The sequence below is a fragment of the Halopseudomonas pachastrellae genome, assembly GCF_900114765.1.
GTDB lineage: Bacteria > Pseudomonadota > Gammaproteobacteria > Pseudomonadales > Pseudomonadaceae > Halopseudomonas > Halopseudomonas pachastrellae.
In genome coordinates this window covers 117,558-129,651 of sequence record NZ_FOUD01000009.1, presented here as the reverse complement: position 1 = coordinate 129,651, position 12,094 = coordinate 117,558, and the positions used below count along the sequence as shown (strand labels likewise).

Below are 12,094 nucleotides of genomic sequence, written 5' to 3'. Positions count from 1 at the left end.
ATGCCTTACAGCCTCTGCGCGGGACTGCGGCCAGCTCAGAGCAACGCCGCCAGCTCAGCGACCTGCTCTTCATTGAAAACCCGCACCCCCACCTGCCGCAACGCAGCAGCGGTAACCCCTTCACCGCTTACCCGCACGCCAGAAAAGCTGCCATCGTAGTTCTCGACATTGCCACAGGACGGACTGCGCGCCTTGAGCAGCGCGTAGCGGATGCCATGCTGACGTACCAGCGCCACGGCCTGCTCGGCACCGCGAACAAAGGCCTGGGTCACGTCCTCGCCCTGATCGGTGCGCACCGGACGTTCACCGTTCAGTACCAGGGCACCCTGCCCGCCCGGAATTTCTGCCGGCGGGCGCGGCGTTGACAACCCACCCGCCACTTCAGGGCAGACGACAACCAGACGGCCCTGCGCCTGCCACGCCAACAATTGCTGCAGCGGATCAAAACCGCCGCCGTCATAGCGCACGCGTCGCCCAAGCAGGCAGGCGCTGACCAGAATCTTTTCCACGCACACTCCTGTCCAAGCTGCGCGAACACAAGTCAACGCAGCAGCGGATTATCCGGCCGACGGCGGAACCAGCCGGTGAGGCTGGCGCGCTCAAAGCGCGATGCCAACACCTCGTGCTCCACGTCGGCACTGGTAAACACCACAACAGTGCCGGCGAGTGGCGCCACATCAAATTCGCCGTCCGGCAGGTAGAGACGCAGCTCGCCGCCATCGCCCGGCTGCCAGGCCGTGTTCAGGTAGCTTACCACCGAGATGGTGCGCAGCGGGTTGTCCTGAAAGCGGTCCAGATGGCGCTGATAGCCGGCCCCCGGCGGATACAGGGCATAGTGGGTCTCAAAGGTGTCCAGACCAAGAAACAGGCTGCGATTGAGGGTTTCGCGCACGCCATCCATCAAGCCGAGATACGTGCGGCTGGCAGACGTCTGTGGGCAGTCGTCCAGCCAGCGCGTATAGTCGCCGCGAATACCGGGCATCACCAACTGGCCGTCCCCGCGACCGATCGCTGCCGGGGTCAGGTCATCCTGCTGCCAAAGGGCACGACAGTCTCGCTCCAGCGCCTGCGCCAGAGGCTCAGGCAACAGTTGCTCCTGCACCGACCAGCCACGCTCGGCCAACTCATCAGCCATCCGCACGAAGCGGCTGGCCGGCACCAAAGGGAACTCGGGCATAGCAACATTACTCAAAGGGGGAAGGACGCCTGTCCGCCGCTGATACGGAGGGCTGAGTCACACTCGGAGGATGAACATCCGCCAGTGTGGGCAGCGACGAAGCGAGCATCGCATTGTTATCCCAACACAAAACGCAGGCAAGATATTTCATGCGACTGCATCACAATCTCGTTCAATAACAGAGCACATCATGACCCGACTACTGCTACGCGCCACCTGCGGCGCGCTTTTCGCCGGCCTGCTCGGCCTTGCCACGAGCGCCTTGGCCGACACATCCCAGCTGTACCGCGCCTCCGGTATGGAAACCCACCAGGCCCACTTTCAGCAGGCGCTGGAGAAAGCGCGCAGCCGCTATGCTGCGCAACTGCCTGCAGCGGTCGCCGAGAATCTGGTACGCAAAAGCAACGAACGCTTTGAACCCGACCGCATGCACGCCCGCGCCATGGCGAGTCTGGCGGTCAACCTGTCAGATGAGCAACTCAATGGCGCCCGCGAATTCTACCGTTCCGAGCTGGGTGAAGCCGTGGTAGCCGCCGAAACCCGCGCCACCTCTCCGGCAGAGGTGCGTCGCATGCAGAACGGGCTGCCGCCGATAGCCCTGAGCGCCGAGCGCGAGGCTACGCTGCGGCGCCTTGGCCAGCAGCTGCCGGCACTGGATATGGGTGAAGAAGTCTCTCTGGCGCTGGCCAGCCTGGCCACGCAAAGTGCCAACGACATGCTTGGCGGCCTGCTGACCATCCCCGAGGGGTTTGCCAACCAGCGCCGCGGCAGCATTCGCGCGCAGATGGAACCCAATCTGCCGCAGACGCTGGCCTACGTTTATCGCGACCTGACCGACGCGCAGCTCAATGCCTACGCAGACTGGAGCGAAACCGACAGCGGCCAGGCGTTCTTCCGGGCCAGCAGCGCTGCGGCGCGCGACGCGCTGAATCCCTGATAGCTCAGCCTACTTGCTTGCGCCCGCGCCCCGCTGCGGGCGCCCAAACCAGCAACGGCAGCAGTAACGGCGCCAGCCAGCGCGGCCGGTAACAGAGCAGCAGCAAGCTGAGCAAAGCCGCGGGCGTTAGCGCGGCAGCCCACAGCGCAAGCCCCACCGACGGGCCCGCCGCACGCACAGCAGGCCACAGCGCCAGCAGCAGCAACCCCCAGCCGAGCAGCCGCAGCGCTCGCGCCTGAGCGGCGGTCGGCTTGCCCCCACATGCCGCCTCAAAATGCCTGGGCATCGCCAGGCAGAGACAAGCCATGCCCAACAGACACAGCAACAGCATCAACAGGATCACAGCGCGACCTCCTTCTGACGTGGTGCCGGGCGCGGGCGGGCAACGCGCACGGGCGGCTTGTGTCGGGCCAGCTTCCAGGCAGCAAACGCCAACCCCGTCGCGGTTGCCAGCAGGGTCAGGTCCATGCCGGCCAACAGCCAGTCAGCGCGCCCCAGGCTACTGAAGAGCCCACTGTGCGCCGTCAGCAGGCCGAGCAGCGGCAAACTGACAAACAATGCCGCGCCCAGCGCCAGTTGCTCCAGCCAGGCTTGCCGCGACGTACGCAGCAGCGGATGCAGCAGGCACAGCGCCCAGACCAGAAAGAACGCATTGATCTCCCAGTCCAGCCGCCCCGGCATTTGCGCCGGCAACAGCCGATTGGCTAGAAAGTAGGCCGCGATGGCGCAGGGCAAACCGGCAATGGTGCCAACGTTCAGCACCTCAACCAGGCGATGCCCCAGTGGTGTATGCCCTGCCTTGATACGCTGCGGCAGACGCTTGACCACCCACAGCACCAGGCCGGTAGCGATCATCGCCGTGCCCAGCAGGCCGCTGACAAAGAACAGCCAGCGCAGCGGCGGGCCGGCAAAGCGGATCAGGTGCAGACTGGAAAACACGTTATAAACCGCACTGGCCACCGCCGGCGCGCTATCTGCCGGCTGCTCCAGTGCAGCGCCGCTGACGCCATCGAACAGCAGTCGCTCGGCGCCGCCGCGCTGCAGCAAGCTGTCGCCGCCCTGCTCACGCAGCTCAATTTGCGCCGCAGTGGTGTTGGGTTGGGTTGGGTAATGCGAATACTCGCCACGCCCCGTTCCCAGCGCGCGTTGGCATCTGCAAGTAATGGCGCCAGCGCCGTCAAGGGCGCCGGTTCAGCAGTGACTGTCGTTGGCGCCTCGCCGCGACTGCGCAGCTCACTAAAGAACGCCTGCATATTGCCCTGATACTGACTCTGCACGCCCCAAGGCATCAGCATAAACATCAGCAGCAGCAAGCCGCTGTAGGTGATCATGAAATGAAAAGGCAGCGCCAGCACAGCGGTGGCGTTGTGGGCGTCCAGCCAGGAGCGCTGCCCCTTGGCCGGGCGGAAGGTGAAAAAATCCTTGAAGATCTTCTTGTGCGTCACCACCCCGCTGACAATGGCCACCAGCATCACAAAGGTCGCGATGCCGACGATCCAGCGCGCGGTCTGGCGCGGCATGGCATACAGCTCGAAGTGAAAGCGATAGAGAAAGCCGCCGCCCCTGGTTTCGCGTACCTGCAGAGGCTCACCACTGGCCGAGTCCAGCGTCAGACGCTCTCCCCCGCCCCGACCGATTCGCTCACCCGGAGCAAACCACTGTACCTGAAGCTCCGGATCGCGCTCATCCGGCAGATCAATCTGCCACAGCTGCGCATCAGCGGCGCGCTGCTGCAATTGCTGCAACGCCAGCTCGGTGCTCTGCGGCCCCGGCGTCGCGGCGTGCAGCTCCGGCTTCATCCAGTAACTGATTTCGTCCTGAAAAAAGCTTAGGGTGCCGGTCAGAAACACCGCGTACAGCAGCCACCCCAGCAGCAACCCCACCCAGGTGTGCAGCCAGGCATTGCTCTGGCGAAAGCCCATACCGTTCATAGCAGCTCCCGCCAAATCAGGTGCAACGCCGCTGGCAGACAACTCAGTACGGCGATTAACCAGGCGCGTGCGGCACTGCGCGCACAAAACGCCCAGATCACCAGCACGCAGTAGAGCAAAAAGGACAGCTGCGTCGCGGCCAACACCGCCTGCGCCGGCTCACCCGGCAGCAGTAACGCGAGGCTGGCGGTACACAGCGCTGTCAGCAGATACCCGCCTGGCGCGGCCAGCAGGCAACGCGCCACAAGATCAAGGCGCCGCTGCGCCGGCGCAGACAACCGGGGTGTCTGCGGAAAAACGTCGTTCATGTCATAAGTCCATGGCTTGCGTCAGGCGCCCGCTCTGAATAAGAATGCATCTCACTATCTCAAACCCGGCTGACCAGAGACTGACAGCTGGCAGGAAATCCGCGTCATGAAGCTGCTCATCGTCGAAGACCACCCCTCCCTGCGCGACCTGTTGGCTCGCCACCTGCGCCGCAGCGGCTTTGTGGTGGACGCCGCCGAGGACGGCAAGGCAGCGCTGGCGATGCTTGAGCTCAGCCAATACGACGCCATGCTGCTGGACCTGGGGCTGCCGGACATGGACGGCCTGCAGCTGTTGAGCCTGCGCAGCCGTAGCCGCAACCCGCACCTGCCCTGCCTGATTCTCACCGCCCGCGATGCGCTGCACAGCCGTATCGCCGGCCTTGACGCCGGCGCTGACGACTACCTGCTCAAGCCCTTTGAGATGGGCGAACTCGAGGCCCGCCTGCGCGCCGTGCTGCGCCGTGCCGGGCCGCGCCCGGACACCCGCCTGTACATCGGCAACCTGAGCTTCTGCGAACAGCACCGCGATGTGCAGGTCGATGCCCGCCCGCTGGTCCTGCCCAAACGCGAGCTGGCGTTACTCGAAGAATTGTTGCGCAGCGCGCCACGGGTGGTGGTCAAGGACCACCTCGAAGAGCGCCTGTACGCACTGGACCAGGCCGTCACGCCCAACGCCATTGAAGCGGCGGTCTCACGGCTGCGCCGCAAGCTGGCGAAGGCGGGTGCCGACGCCAGCATTGAAACCCTGCGCGGTCTGGGTTACCGCCTCACGCAGCGTCAGGCCATATAACACCTGACGCCGCAGCCTGCGGCCTAGAAATTAAAGGCAACACCCAGGTTCAGGCGGCGCCCGTCCAGGGTCTTGCCGTAATCCTCGGCGGTCACTTGCTTGTCGAACAGGTTGTAGAGCCCGCCGTAGACATCAAAGTTGTCGCTCACGCCATACAGCGCGCCGACATCAACCAGGGTGTAGGACGGCCGTTGACTGGTGGAGTCTTCCACCGTGCTGCTCTTGTAACGGGCTTTGGCCCAGACGCCCAAAGCCTCGGTTGCGGCCCAGTCCACGCCCACGTTGACCATATGCTTGGGCAGGTTATTGAACGGCTGACCAACGCTCTCCGGCGAATCCTTGGACTCGGTGATTTCACTGTCGGAATAGGTGTAGTTGGTCTTTAGATCAACCGGCCCCAGCGGCACATTAAAGAACAGCTCTACACCGCGCAGCTCGGCCGAGTCGTGATTGGTGTACTGGTTGATGTACTGGCGCTGCACTCCGTTAACTTCGCAGACAGGGTCAGAGCCGTCGCGGGTATCACAGATCACCTTGCGACCGATCTGATCTTCAAATTCGGTGTAGTAGACCGTGGCGCCAGCGTTGATGCCGTTGGCCGCATCCCACATCAGACCGGCTTCGTAGTTGATGCTGCTTTCCGGTTTGAGATCGGCGTTGCCCATGTCAAAGGCGCGGCTGCGGGCGGCGTTCTCGACAATGTTCGGATCAGCCTGCTTGAGGGTCGGCGCCTTGTAGCCACCACTCACACCACCTTTGAGCACCCACGCGTCGGTCATACGGTACACCGCGTACAGTCGCGGAATCAGCTCCTCACCGTAGTGCTCGTTCTCGTCATAACGCAGGCCGCCGGTCACCGACAGATCATCGGTGACATAGTATTCATCTTCGATGAACAGCGCGCGCTGCCAGCGTTCCAGCTCAAGATTGTTAGCGCGGCCGTAGAAGCGGCTGGCGTCGTGATCGGTGGTTTCCCATTTGTACTCGGCACCCAGTGTCATGGTCTGATTTGCCAGCGGCAGCACTGTCTTGGTGTTGGCCAGGGTGCTGGTGTAGGCAGACTCGACATTGCCGTTCTCGATCTCGACTTCTTCATCGATAACGTAGCTGCGCGTCTCGAAACGCTCGCCCCAACGCAGGGTGTGGGTCAGGCCGTAGTGGGTGCGGATGTTGTTCATCTCGCTCGGGGAGCCGGACTTGGCGGTCCGCTCGTTGTCATGCTCGGCCCGGCCACCTTCCAACTCCAGGCTGTTGGCCTCGTTGATCTTCAGATTCAGCGTAGCGGTGCCATCGACCCGCTCCTTCTCAGTGTAGCCGCCCTGGATATCGTCTTCGTCGCGCTGGTAGCTGGAGCCGTAAAGTGTCAGTCCAAGGCGATCAGCGACCAGCGGCCCGCTGAGGTAGAAGTTGGCCTGACGCGCGGCACCGGCGTCATCGTCTTCCTGCAGCAAGTGGTCGTAGCTGATACGGCCGCCCCATTCATCAGCCACTTCCTTGGTAATGATGTTGATCACCCCGGCCAGGGCGCTGGAGCCATAGAGTGAAGACATCGGCCCGCGAATGACCTCGATCCGCTCGATAGCATTGAGCGGCGGCAGCCAGCCGACCTGCGTCGCGCTGCCAAAGCCGTTGTAGTAAGCCTCGGTGGAGGCGCCCAGGGGCTTGCCGTTGATCAGGAACAACGTGTAGCTCTCACCCAGGCCGCGAATGTTGATGCTGGTGCTCTCCAGCTTGCCGCCAGCGCCGCCCTCGATGGATACGCCGGGAATGTCCTGCAGGGCATCGGTGACATCGCGATAGTATTTGCCCTCCAGATCCTCCTGGGTGATCACCGTAATGGACGCTGGCGCATCGATCAGTTGCTGCTCGTAACCGGCGGCGGTGACCACCACCTCGTTGAGCTCGACCACCTCACCATTGTCGACTTGCTCGGCATAGGCCGGCGCAGCAAAGACGGCCAAGGCCAACAATGCCGGACTGAATTGCTTGTGCAGGTGTGTGCTTTGTGCTGGCATGCGTGCTGACTTCCTCTCATGAAAACGCAAATGATAAATATTCTTAATATTATTGGCGGGCAACACTATGCCAGCACTTACTGACGGCAAGCTGACAAGATCGCGGCGCAGCCTGCGTCTGCGCATTCTCGTCGCCCTGCTGCTGGTCTTTGTGCTGGGTTCCTGTCTGTCAGCGATGCACACCTACGGCACTCGGGACGATCTGCGGCGCAGCATTCTGCTGCTGGCGCGCACGGTCAGCGAGGGCTACAGTGCCGACCAGCCGATCAGCGCATTGCCGCGCTACCACGCTGGTAGCGAAATGGAGTACACCCTCTACGGCCCCGACGGCAGCCTGCACAGCTTTGCCGACTACATGCCGCAACCGCGGCGTCTGCGCCTGCCCGCCCCCGAGGATCACGACAGCTGGTGGCACTGGAGCCCCTTTGGCGGGCAGGTAATCAATGTGCCCATTGCCCTGCCCGACGGCTCGGTCTTGATGGTCTCTCGCAACGACGCGGCGGAGCGCGCCATGCTCAACCAGCTGCTGCTGGATCGCCTGCGTCACAGTGTGTTGTTTGTCATCCCCCTCGGTTTGCTGGCTGCCGGGCTGATTCTGGCCCTGCTGCACTGGACTCTGCGCCCCGTGCGCCGGGCCACCGCGCTGGCAGCGGAGATCGGCCCGCAGGCACCGGACCAGCGCATCCCGCTGGCCGACCTGCCAAGGGAAGTACAACCCCTGGCCGAAGCCGCGAACCGGGCACTGGACCGCCTGGCCAGCGCCTACGACGCCTCCCAGCGCTTTATTGCCGATGCCGCCCACGAGCTGCGCACACCGCTGACAGTGCTGGACCTGCGTTTGCAGGACGCGCGCCGGAGCGGCAATCCGGACTGGCCAGCGCTGGAACAGGAAATGCGTCAACTCACCCGCCTGGTCGAGCAGCTGCTGGCATTGGCGCGGCAGGATGAGGGACAGCGGGCAACCGCAACGGGCGAGCGCACCGCACTGTCACGCCTGGTGCGCGAGGTAGCGGCATCACTGCTGCCGCTGTTCGAGGAGCAGCAACGTGCGCTGGAGGTGGCGGTAGAGGATGGCCTGCACTCCAATGGACAGGCAGAGGAGTTGCGTCAGGCGCTGGTCAACCTGCTGGAGAATGCGCTGCTGCACGGCCAGGGCAAGGTACGGCTGCAGGCCAGGCGGAACGGGCAATGGGTTGAGGTCAGCGTCGGCGATGAGGGCCAGGGCGTGCCGCCGGTGCAGCAGGAGGCGATGTTCGAGCGCTTTCGCAAGGGCAGGCAGGGCAGCAGCGGCACCGGGCTTGGCCTGCCGATTGTTCGGCGGGTGGTCGAAAACGCCGGCGGCAGCGTGCGCTTTGACGCGGCGCTACCGAGCACCCTGCGTCTCAGCCTGCCGGCCGCCGACTGAGGTCGGCAACAGACCTTAGGACAACAACCGCGGCCCCAGCCAGTCGAGATACTGCTGTCGCAGGCTCTGGTGTTCGTTGGCCAGGTGGTGACGGGCAGTGGGCAGATAGAAGGTATCCAGGCCGGCGAACTTGCTCTCCAGAACCTGGATGTTGTGCTGCCAGTCCACGGTACCGTCTTCCTGCCCCTGAATAATCAGCGGCTGATGCTCCACCGCCGCCGCCGATTCGATGCGCGGAATCCAGCGCTCCAGCGCCTGCACCCAGGCCACCGGCAGCACCTGCGGCTGCAGCGGATCGCGCGAGCGGATGAACTCGAGAAAGGCCTCGTCGGTGGAGTTATCGGTAAAGCGCCGCCCCAGCTGCTGCACAAAGCCGCCAAGCAGCTTCAACCCCATTTGCGAGAACAGCCACTGGCGAGGACGCACCAGTGGCGCCATCAACACCGTGCGCCCAAGCTGGGCGGGCAATTCGCCGTGCAGCAGGCGATCAATCAGAATCGCGCCACCGGTGCTCTGCCCCAGCATGTGCCAGGGCGCCGGTAGCTGCCAGAGCAAGGCTTGCTCCAGCACACCGTCAAGCACCTTCTGGTAGCGCAGGAAACAATCGATACTGGCGCGCTCGCCGCTGGACAGGCCGTGTCCGGGCAGATCAAAGGCCAGCACCGCGTAGTGCTGCTCCAGCGCCCACTGGATCAGGTGCCGATACAGCCCCATGTGATCGTAATAGCCATGCAGAATCAGCAGCGTGCCGCGCGCGACCGGCGGCTTCCATATCTGCGTGGCAACGCTGAAACCATCCACCTCGATGCGACCCAGGTGCTGAGCCGCGCGGTCGTGGAAGTCAATGCCGTAGTAGCCGGCGTAACGACGCGCAGCCTCGTCGGCAGCGCGGCCCGGTTCCAGCTGCGGCAGGGAGTCGGCAAGGGAAGAAAAAAAAGCCTGATCCATCGAGTGTCTCGTCTGGTGGTATGACCCGCGAGTCACTCCCTGATCTGCGGGGGCCCCGGCACAATTGCGCCCGTCGGGCATGCTTTGCAACAGATCATCGTGTAACATACCGCGTCTCCAATTTCCACGTCCTGATGCGCGTAGCGCGCAGGTTGTCAGCACAGTGAGGGTGTAACATGACAGATCGCGTCCAAGTTGGCAGTTTGCAAGTAGCCAAGGTTCTCCACGATTTCATCAACGAGCGTGCCATTCCCGGCACCGGTGTTGACGCCGCCGCCTTCTGGTCCGGTGTCGAAGCGCTGATCAAGGACCTGGCTCCCAAGAACAAGGCACTGCTGGCCAAGCGCGACGACTTCCAGGCCCAGATTGATGCCTGGCACCAGGCTCGTGCCGGTCAGGCGCACAACGCCGCCGAATACAAAGCCTTCCTCCAGGAAATCGGCTACCTGCTGCCCGAGCCGGCTGACTTCCAGGCCACTACCCAGAACGTCGACGAAGAAATCGCCACCATGGCCGGCCCGCAGCTGGTTGTGCCGGTGATGAACGCCCGTTTTGCCCTGAACGCCGCCAACGCCCGCTGGGGTTCGCTGTACGACGCACTGTACGGTACCGACGCCATCTCCGAAGAAAACGGCGCCACCAAGGGCCCGGGCTACAACGAGATCCGTGGCAACAAGGTCATCGCCTTTGCCCGCGCCTTCCTTGATGAGGCAGCTCCGCTGGCCAATGGTTCCCACGTTGACTCCACCAGCTACACCGTCAAGGACGGCCAACTGAGCGTTGCCCTGAAAGACGGCAGCACCACCGGCCTGAAAGACGCCGCCCAGTTCATCGCCTTCCAGGGCGACGCTGCGGCCCCGACTGCCGTGCTGCTCAAGCACAACGGCCTGCACTTCGAAATCCAGATCGATGCAACCAGCAACATCGGCCAGACCGACGCTGCCGGCGTGAAAGACGTGCTGATGGAATCGGCACTGACCACCATCATGGACTGCGAAGACTCCGTTGCCGCTGTTGATGCCGACGACAAGACCGTTGTCTACACCAACTGGCTGGGCCTGATGAAAGGTGATCTGGCCGAGTCCGTCAGCAAGGGCGGCAGCAGCTTCACCCGCACCATGAACCCCGACCGCGAATACACCAAAGCCGACGGTTCCACCCTGACCCTGCACGGCCGCTCGCTGCTGTTCGTGCGTAACGTTGGCCACCTGATGACCAACGATGCGATCCTCGACCAGGACGGCAACGAAGTACCGGAAGGCATCATGGATGCTGCGGTCACCAGCCTGATCGCGATCCACAACCTGAACGGCAACACCAGCCGCAAGAACACCCGCACCGGTTCGGTTTACATCGTTAAGCCGAAAATGCACGGTCCGGAAGAAGTGGCCTTCACCAACGAGCTGTTCGGCCGTGTTGAAGACATGCTGGGCCTGACCCGCAACACGCTGAAAGTCGGCATCATGGACGAAGAGCGCCGCACCACCATCAACCTGAAAGCCTGCATCAAGGCCGCCAGCGAGCGCGTTGTGTTCATCAACACCGGCTTCCTCGACCGCACCGGTGACGAGATCCACACCTCCATGGAAGCCGGCGCGTTCATTCGCAAGGGTGAGATCAAGGGCGCAGTCTGGATCGGCGCGTACGAAAACAACAACGTCGACATCGGTCTGGCCACCGGCCTGAAAGGCCGCGCGCAGATCGGTAAAGGCATGTGGGCCATGCCCGACCTGATGGCGGCCATGCTGGAGCAGAAGATCGGTCACCCGATGGCTGGCGCCAACACCGCGTGGGTTCCGTCCCCGACTGCCGCCACCCTGCACGCCCTGCACTACCACAAGGTCAACGTTGCCGAGCGTCAGGACGAGCTGGCCAAGCGCACCCCGGCCTCGGTTGACGACATCCTGACCATCCCGCTGGCGCCCAGCACCGACTGGTCCGCTGCCGACATCCAGCAGGAACTGGACAACAACGCCCAGGGCATCCTCGGCTACGTTGTACGCTGGATCGACCAGGGTGTTGGCTGCTCCAAGGTACCGGACATCAACGATGTGGGCCTGATGGAAGACCGCGCTACCCTGCGTATCTCCAGCCAGCACATCGCCAACTGGCTGCGTCACGGCATCTGCACCGAAGATCAGGTCATGGAAACCATGAAGCGCATGGCTGCAGTGGTTGACCGTCAGAACGAAAGCGACCCGGCCTACAAGCCGATGGCGCCGAACTTTGACGACAGCGTTGCCTTCCAGGCCGCCGTTGAGCTCTGCGTTGAAGGCACCAAGCAGCCGAACGGCTACACCGAGCCGGTCCTGCACCGCCGCCGCCGCGAGTTCAAGGCCAAGTTCGGCCTGTAATACTTGCAGCAACGAAGAAGCCCGGCCACCGCGCCGGGCTTTTTTGTGCCTCCCAACCCGGCAAGCGCCGCAGGGCGGGCGAAGACAAGGGCGTGACCGCGCGCACTACTCCGGCGTTGGGCCGCTGCTGAATCAGCTTTGACTGTTGCATGCCCATTCGACCTGCCCGCACAACGCAGGCATGATGACAGCAGGCACATTCAACGCAGGAGGCGTTCCAGTTCAGTCA

Annotated in this window: 11 protein-coding genes and 1 pseudogene; 4 read left to right on the top strand and 8 right to left on the bottom strand. The window is 63.4% G+C overall.

The annotated features are described in order from the left end of the window. Positions 1–35: 35 nt before the first annotated feature. On the bottom strand, positions 36–509 hold the full coding sequence (locus BM116_RS08960) for a 2-thiouracil desulfurase family protein (RefSeq protein WP_083728412.1): 474 nt from the start codon (positions 507–509) through the stop codon (positions 36–38). A gap of 32 nt (positions 510–541) precedes the next feature. Then, positions 542–1,177 (bottom strand): 2OG-Fe(II) oxygenase, encoded by a 636-nt coding sequence (locus BM116_RS08955; protein WP_083728413.1) that lies wholly within the window; start codon positions 1,175–1,177, stop codon positions 542–544. Positions 1,178–1,367: 190 nt separating this feature from the next. On the opposite strand from BM116_RS08955, the gene BM116_RS08950 reads away from it, so the two are divergent. Next, positions 1,368–2,114 carry a DUF2059 domain-containing protein gene (locus tag BM116_RS08950; protein WP_169847303.1) on the top strand — a complete coding sequence of 249 codons (747 nt, stop codon included), beginning with the start codon at positions 1,368–1,370 and terminating at the stop codon, positions 2,112–2,114. 4 nt (positions 2,115–2,118) lie between these two features. On the opposite strand, the gene BM116_RS08945 is transcribed toward BM116_RS08950, so the two are convergent. The 4 genes and pseudogenes from BM116_RS08945 to BM116_RS08935 form a co-directional block, all read right to left on the bottom strand. Beyond that, positions 2,119–2,457 carry a DUF3325 family protein gene (locus tag BM116_RS08945; protein ID WP_083728415.1) on the bottom strand — a complete coding sequence of 113 codons (339 nt, stop codon included), beginning with the start codon at positions 2,455–2,457 and terminating at the stop codon, positions 2,119–2,121. Continuing rightward, the gene (locus BM116_RS19260) at positions 2,454–3,161 is read right to left on the bottom strand and encodes a PepSY-associated TM helix domain-containing protein (protein ID WP_268874570.1); all 708 of its coding nucleotides are present in this window, start codon (positions 3,159–3,161) and stop codon (positions 2,454–2,456) included. The genes BM116_RS08945 and BM116_RS19260 overlap by 4 nt, the downstream gene beginning before the upstream one ends. Positions 3,162–3,355: 194 nt before the next feature. Continuing rightward, positions 3,356–4,036, bottom strand: a pseudogene (locus BM116_RS19255) (PepSY-associated TM helix domain-containing protein); the annotation flags it as partial. 5 nt (positions 4,037–4,041) lie between these two features. Next, positions 4,042–4,353 carry a hypothetical protein gene (locus BM116_RS08935; RefSeq protein ID WP_083728416.1) on the bottom strand — a complete coding sequence of 104 codons (312 nt, stop codon included), beginning with the start codon at positions 4,351–4,353 and terminating at the stop codon, positions 4,042–4,044. Positions 4,354–4,459: 106 nt separating this feature from the next. Between BM116_RS08935 and BM116_RS08930 the strand changes: the two genes are divergently transcribed. After that, a complete protein-coding gene (locus BM116_RS08930; RefSeq protein ID WP_083728417.1) occupies positions 4,460–5,143 on the top strand; it encodes a response regulator transcription factor in 684 nt (227 codons plus the stop codon). Positions 5,144–5,166: 23 nt separating this feature from the next. On the opposite strand, the gene BM116_RS08925 is transcribed toward BM116_RS08930, so the two are convergent. Then, positions 5,167–7,158 (bottom strand): TonB-dependent receptor domain-containing protein, encoded by a 1,992-nt coding sequence (locus tag BM116_RS08925; RefSeq protein ID WP_083728418.1) that lies wholly within the window; start codon positions 7,156–7,158, stop codon positions 5,167–5,169. A gap of 67 nt (positions 7,159–7,225) precedes the next feature. On the opposite strand from BM116_RS08925, the gene BM116_RS08920 reads away from it, so the two are divergent. Further along, positions 7,226–8,563: a sensor histidine kinase gene (locus BM116_RS08920; protein ID WP_083728419.1), complete on the top strand. Its 1,338-nt coding sequence runs from the start codon at positions 7,226–7,228 to the stop codon at positions 8,561–8,563. A 15-nt stretch (positions 8,564–8,578) separates the two neighbouring features. Here the strand turns inward: BM116_RS08920 and BM116_RS08915 are convergent, their stop codons facing one another. Then, positions 8,579–9,511, bottom strand: coding sequence for a phospholipase BipL (locus BM116_RS08915; RefSeq protein ID WP_083728420.1), 933 nt, complete (start codon positions 9,509–9,511; stop codon positions 8,579–8,581). Between the two features lie 176 nt (positions 9,512–9,687). Here BM116_RS08915 and BM116_RS08910 point away from each other — a divergent pair, with 176 nt between their 5' ends. After that, a complete protein-coding gene (locus tag BM116_RS08910; RefSeq protein ID WP_083728421.1) occupies positions 9,688–11,865 on the top strand; it encodes a malate synthase G in 2,178 nt (725 codons plus the stop codon). Positions 11,866–12,094 lie beyond the last annotated feature (229 nt).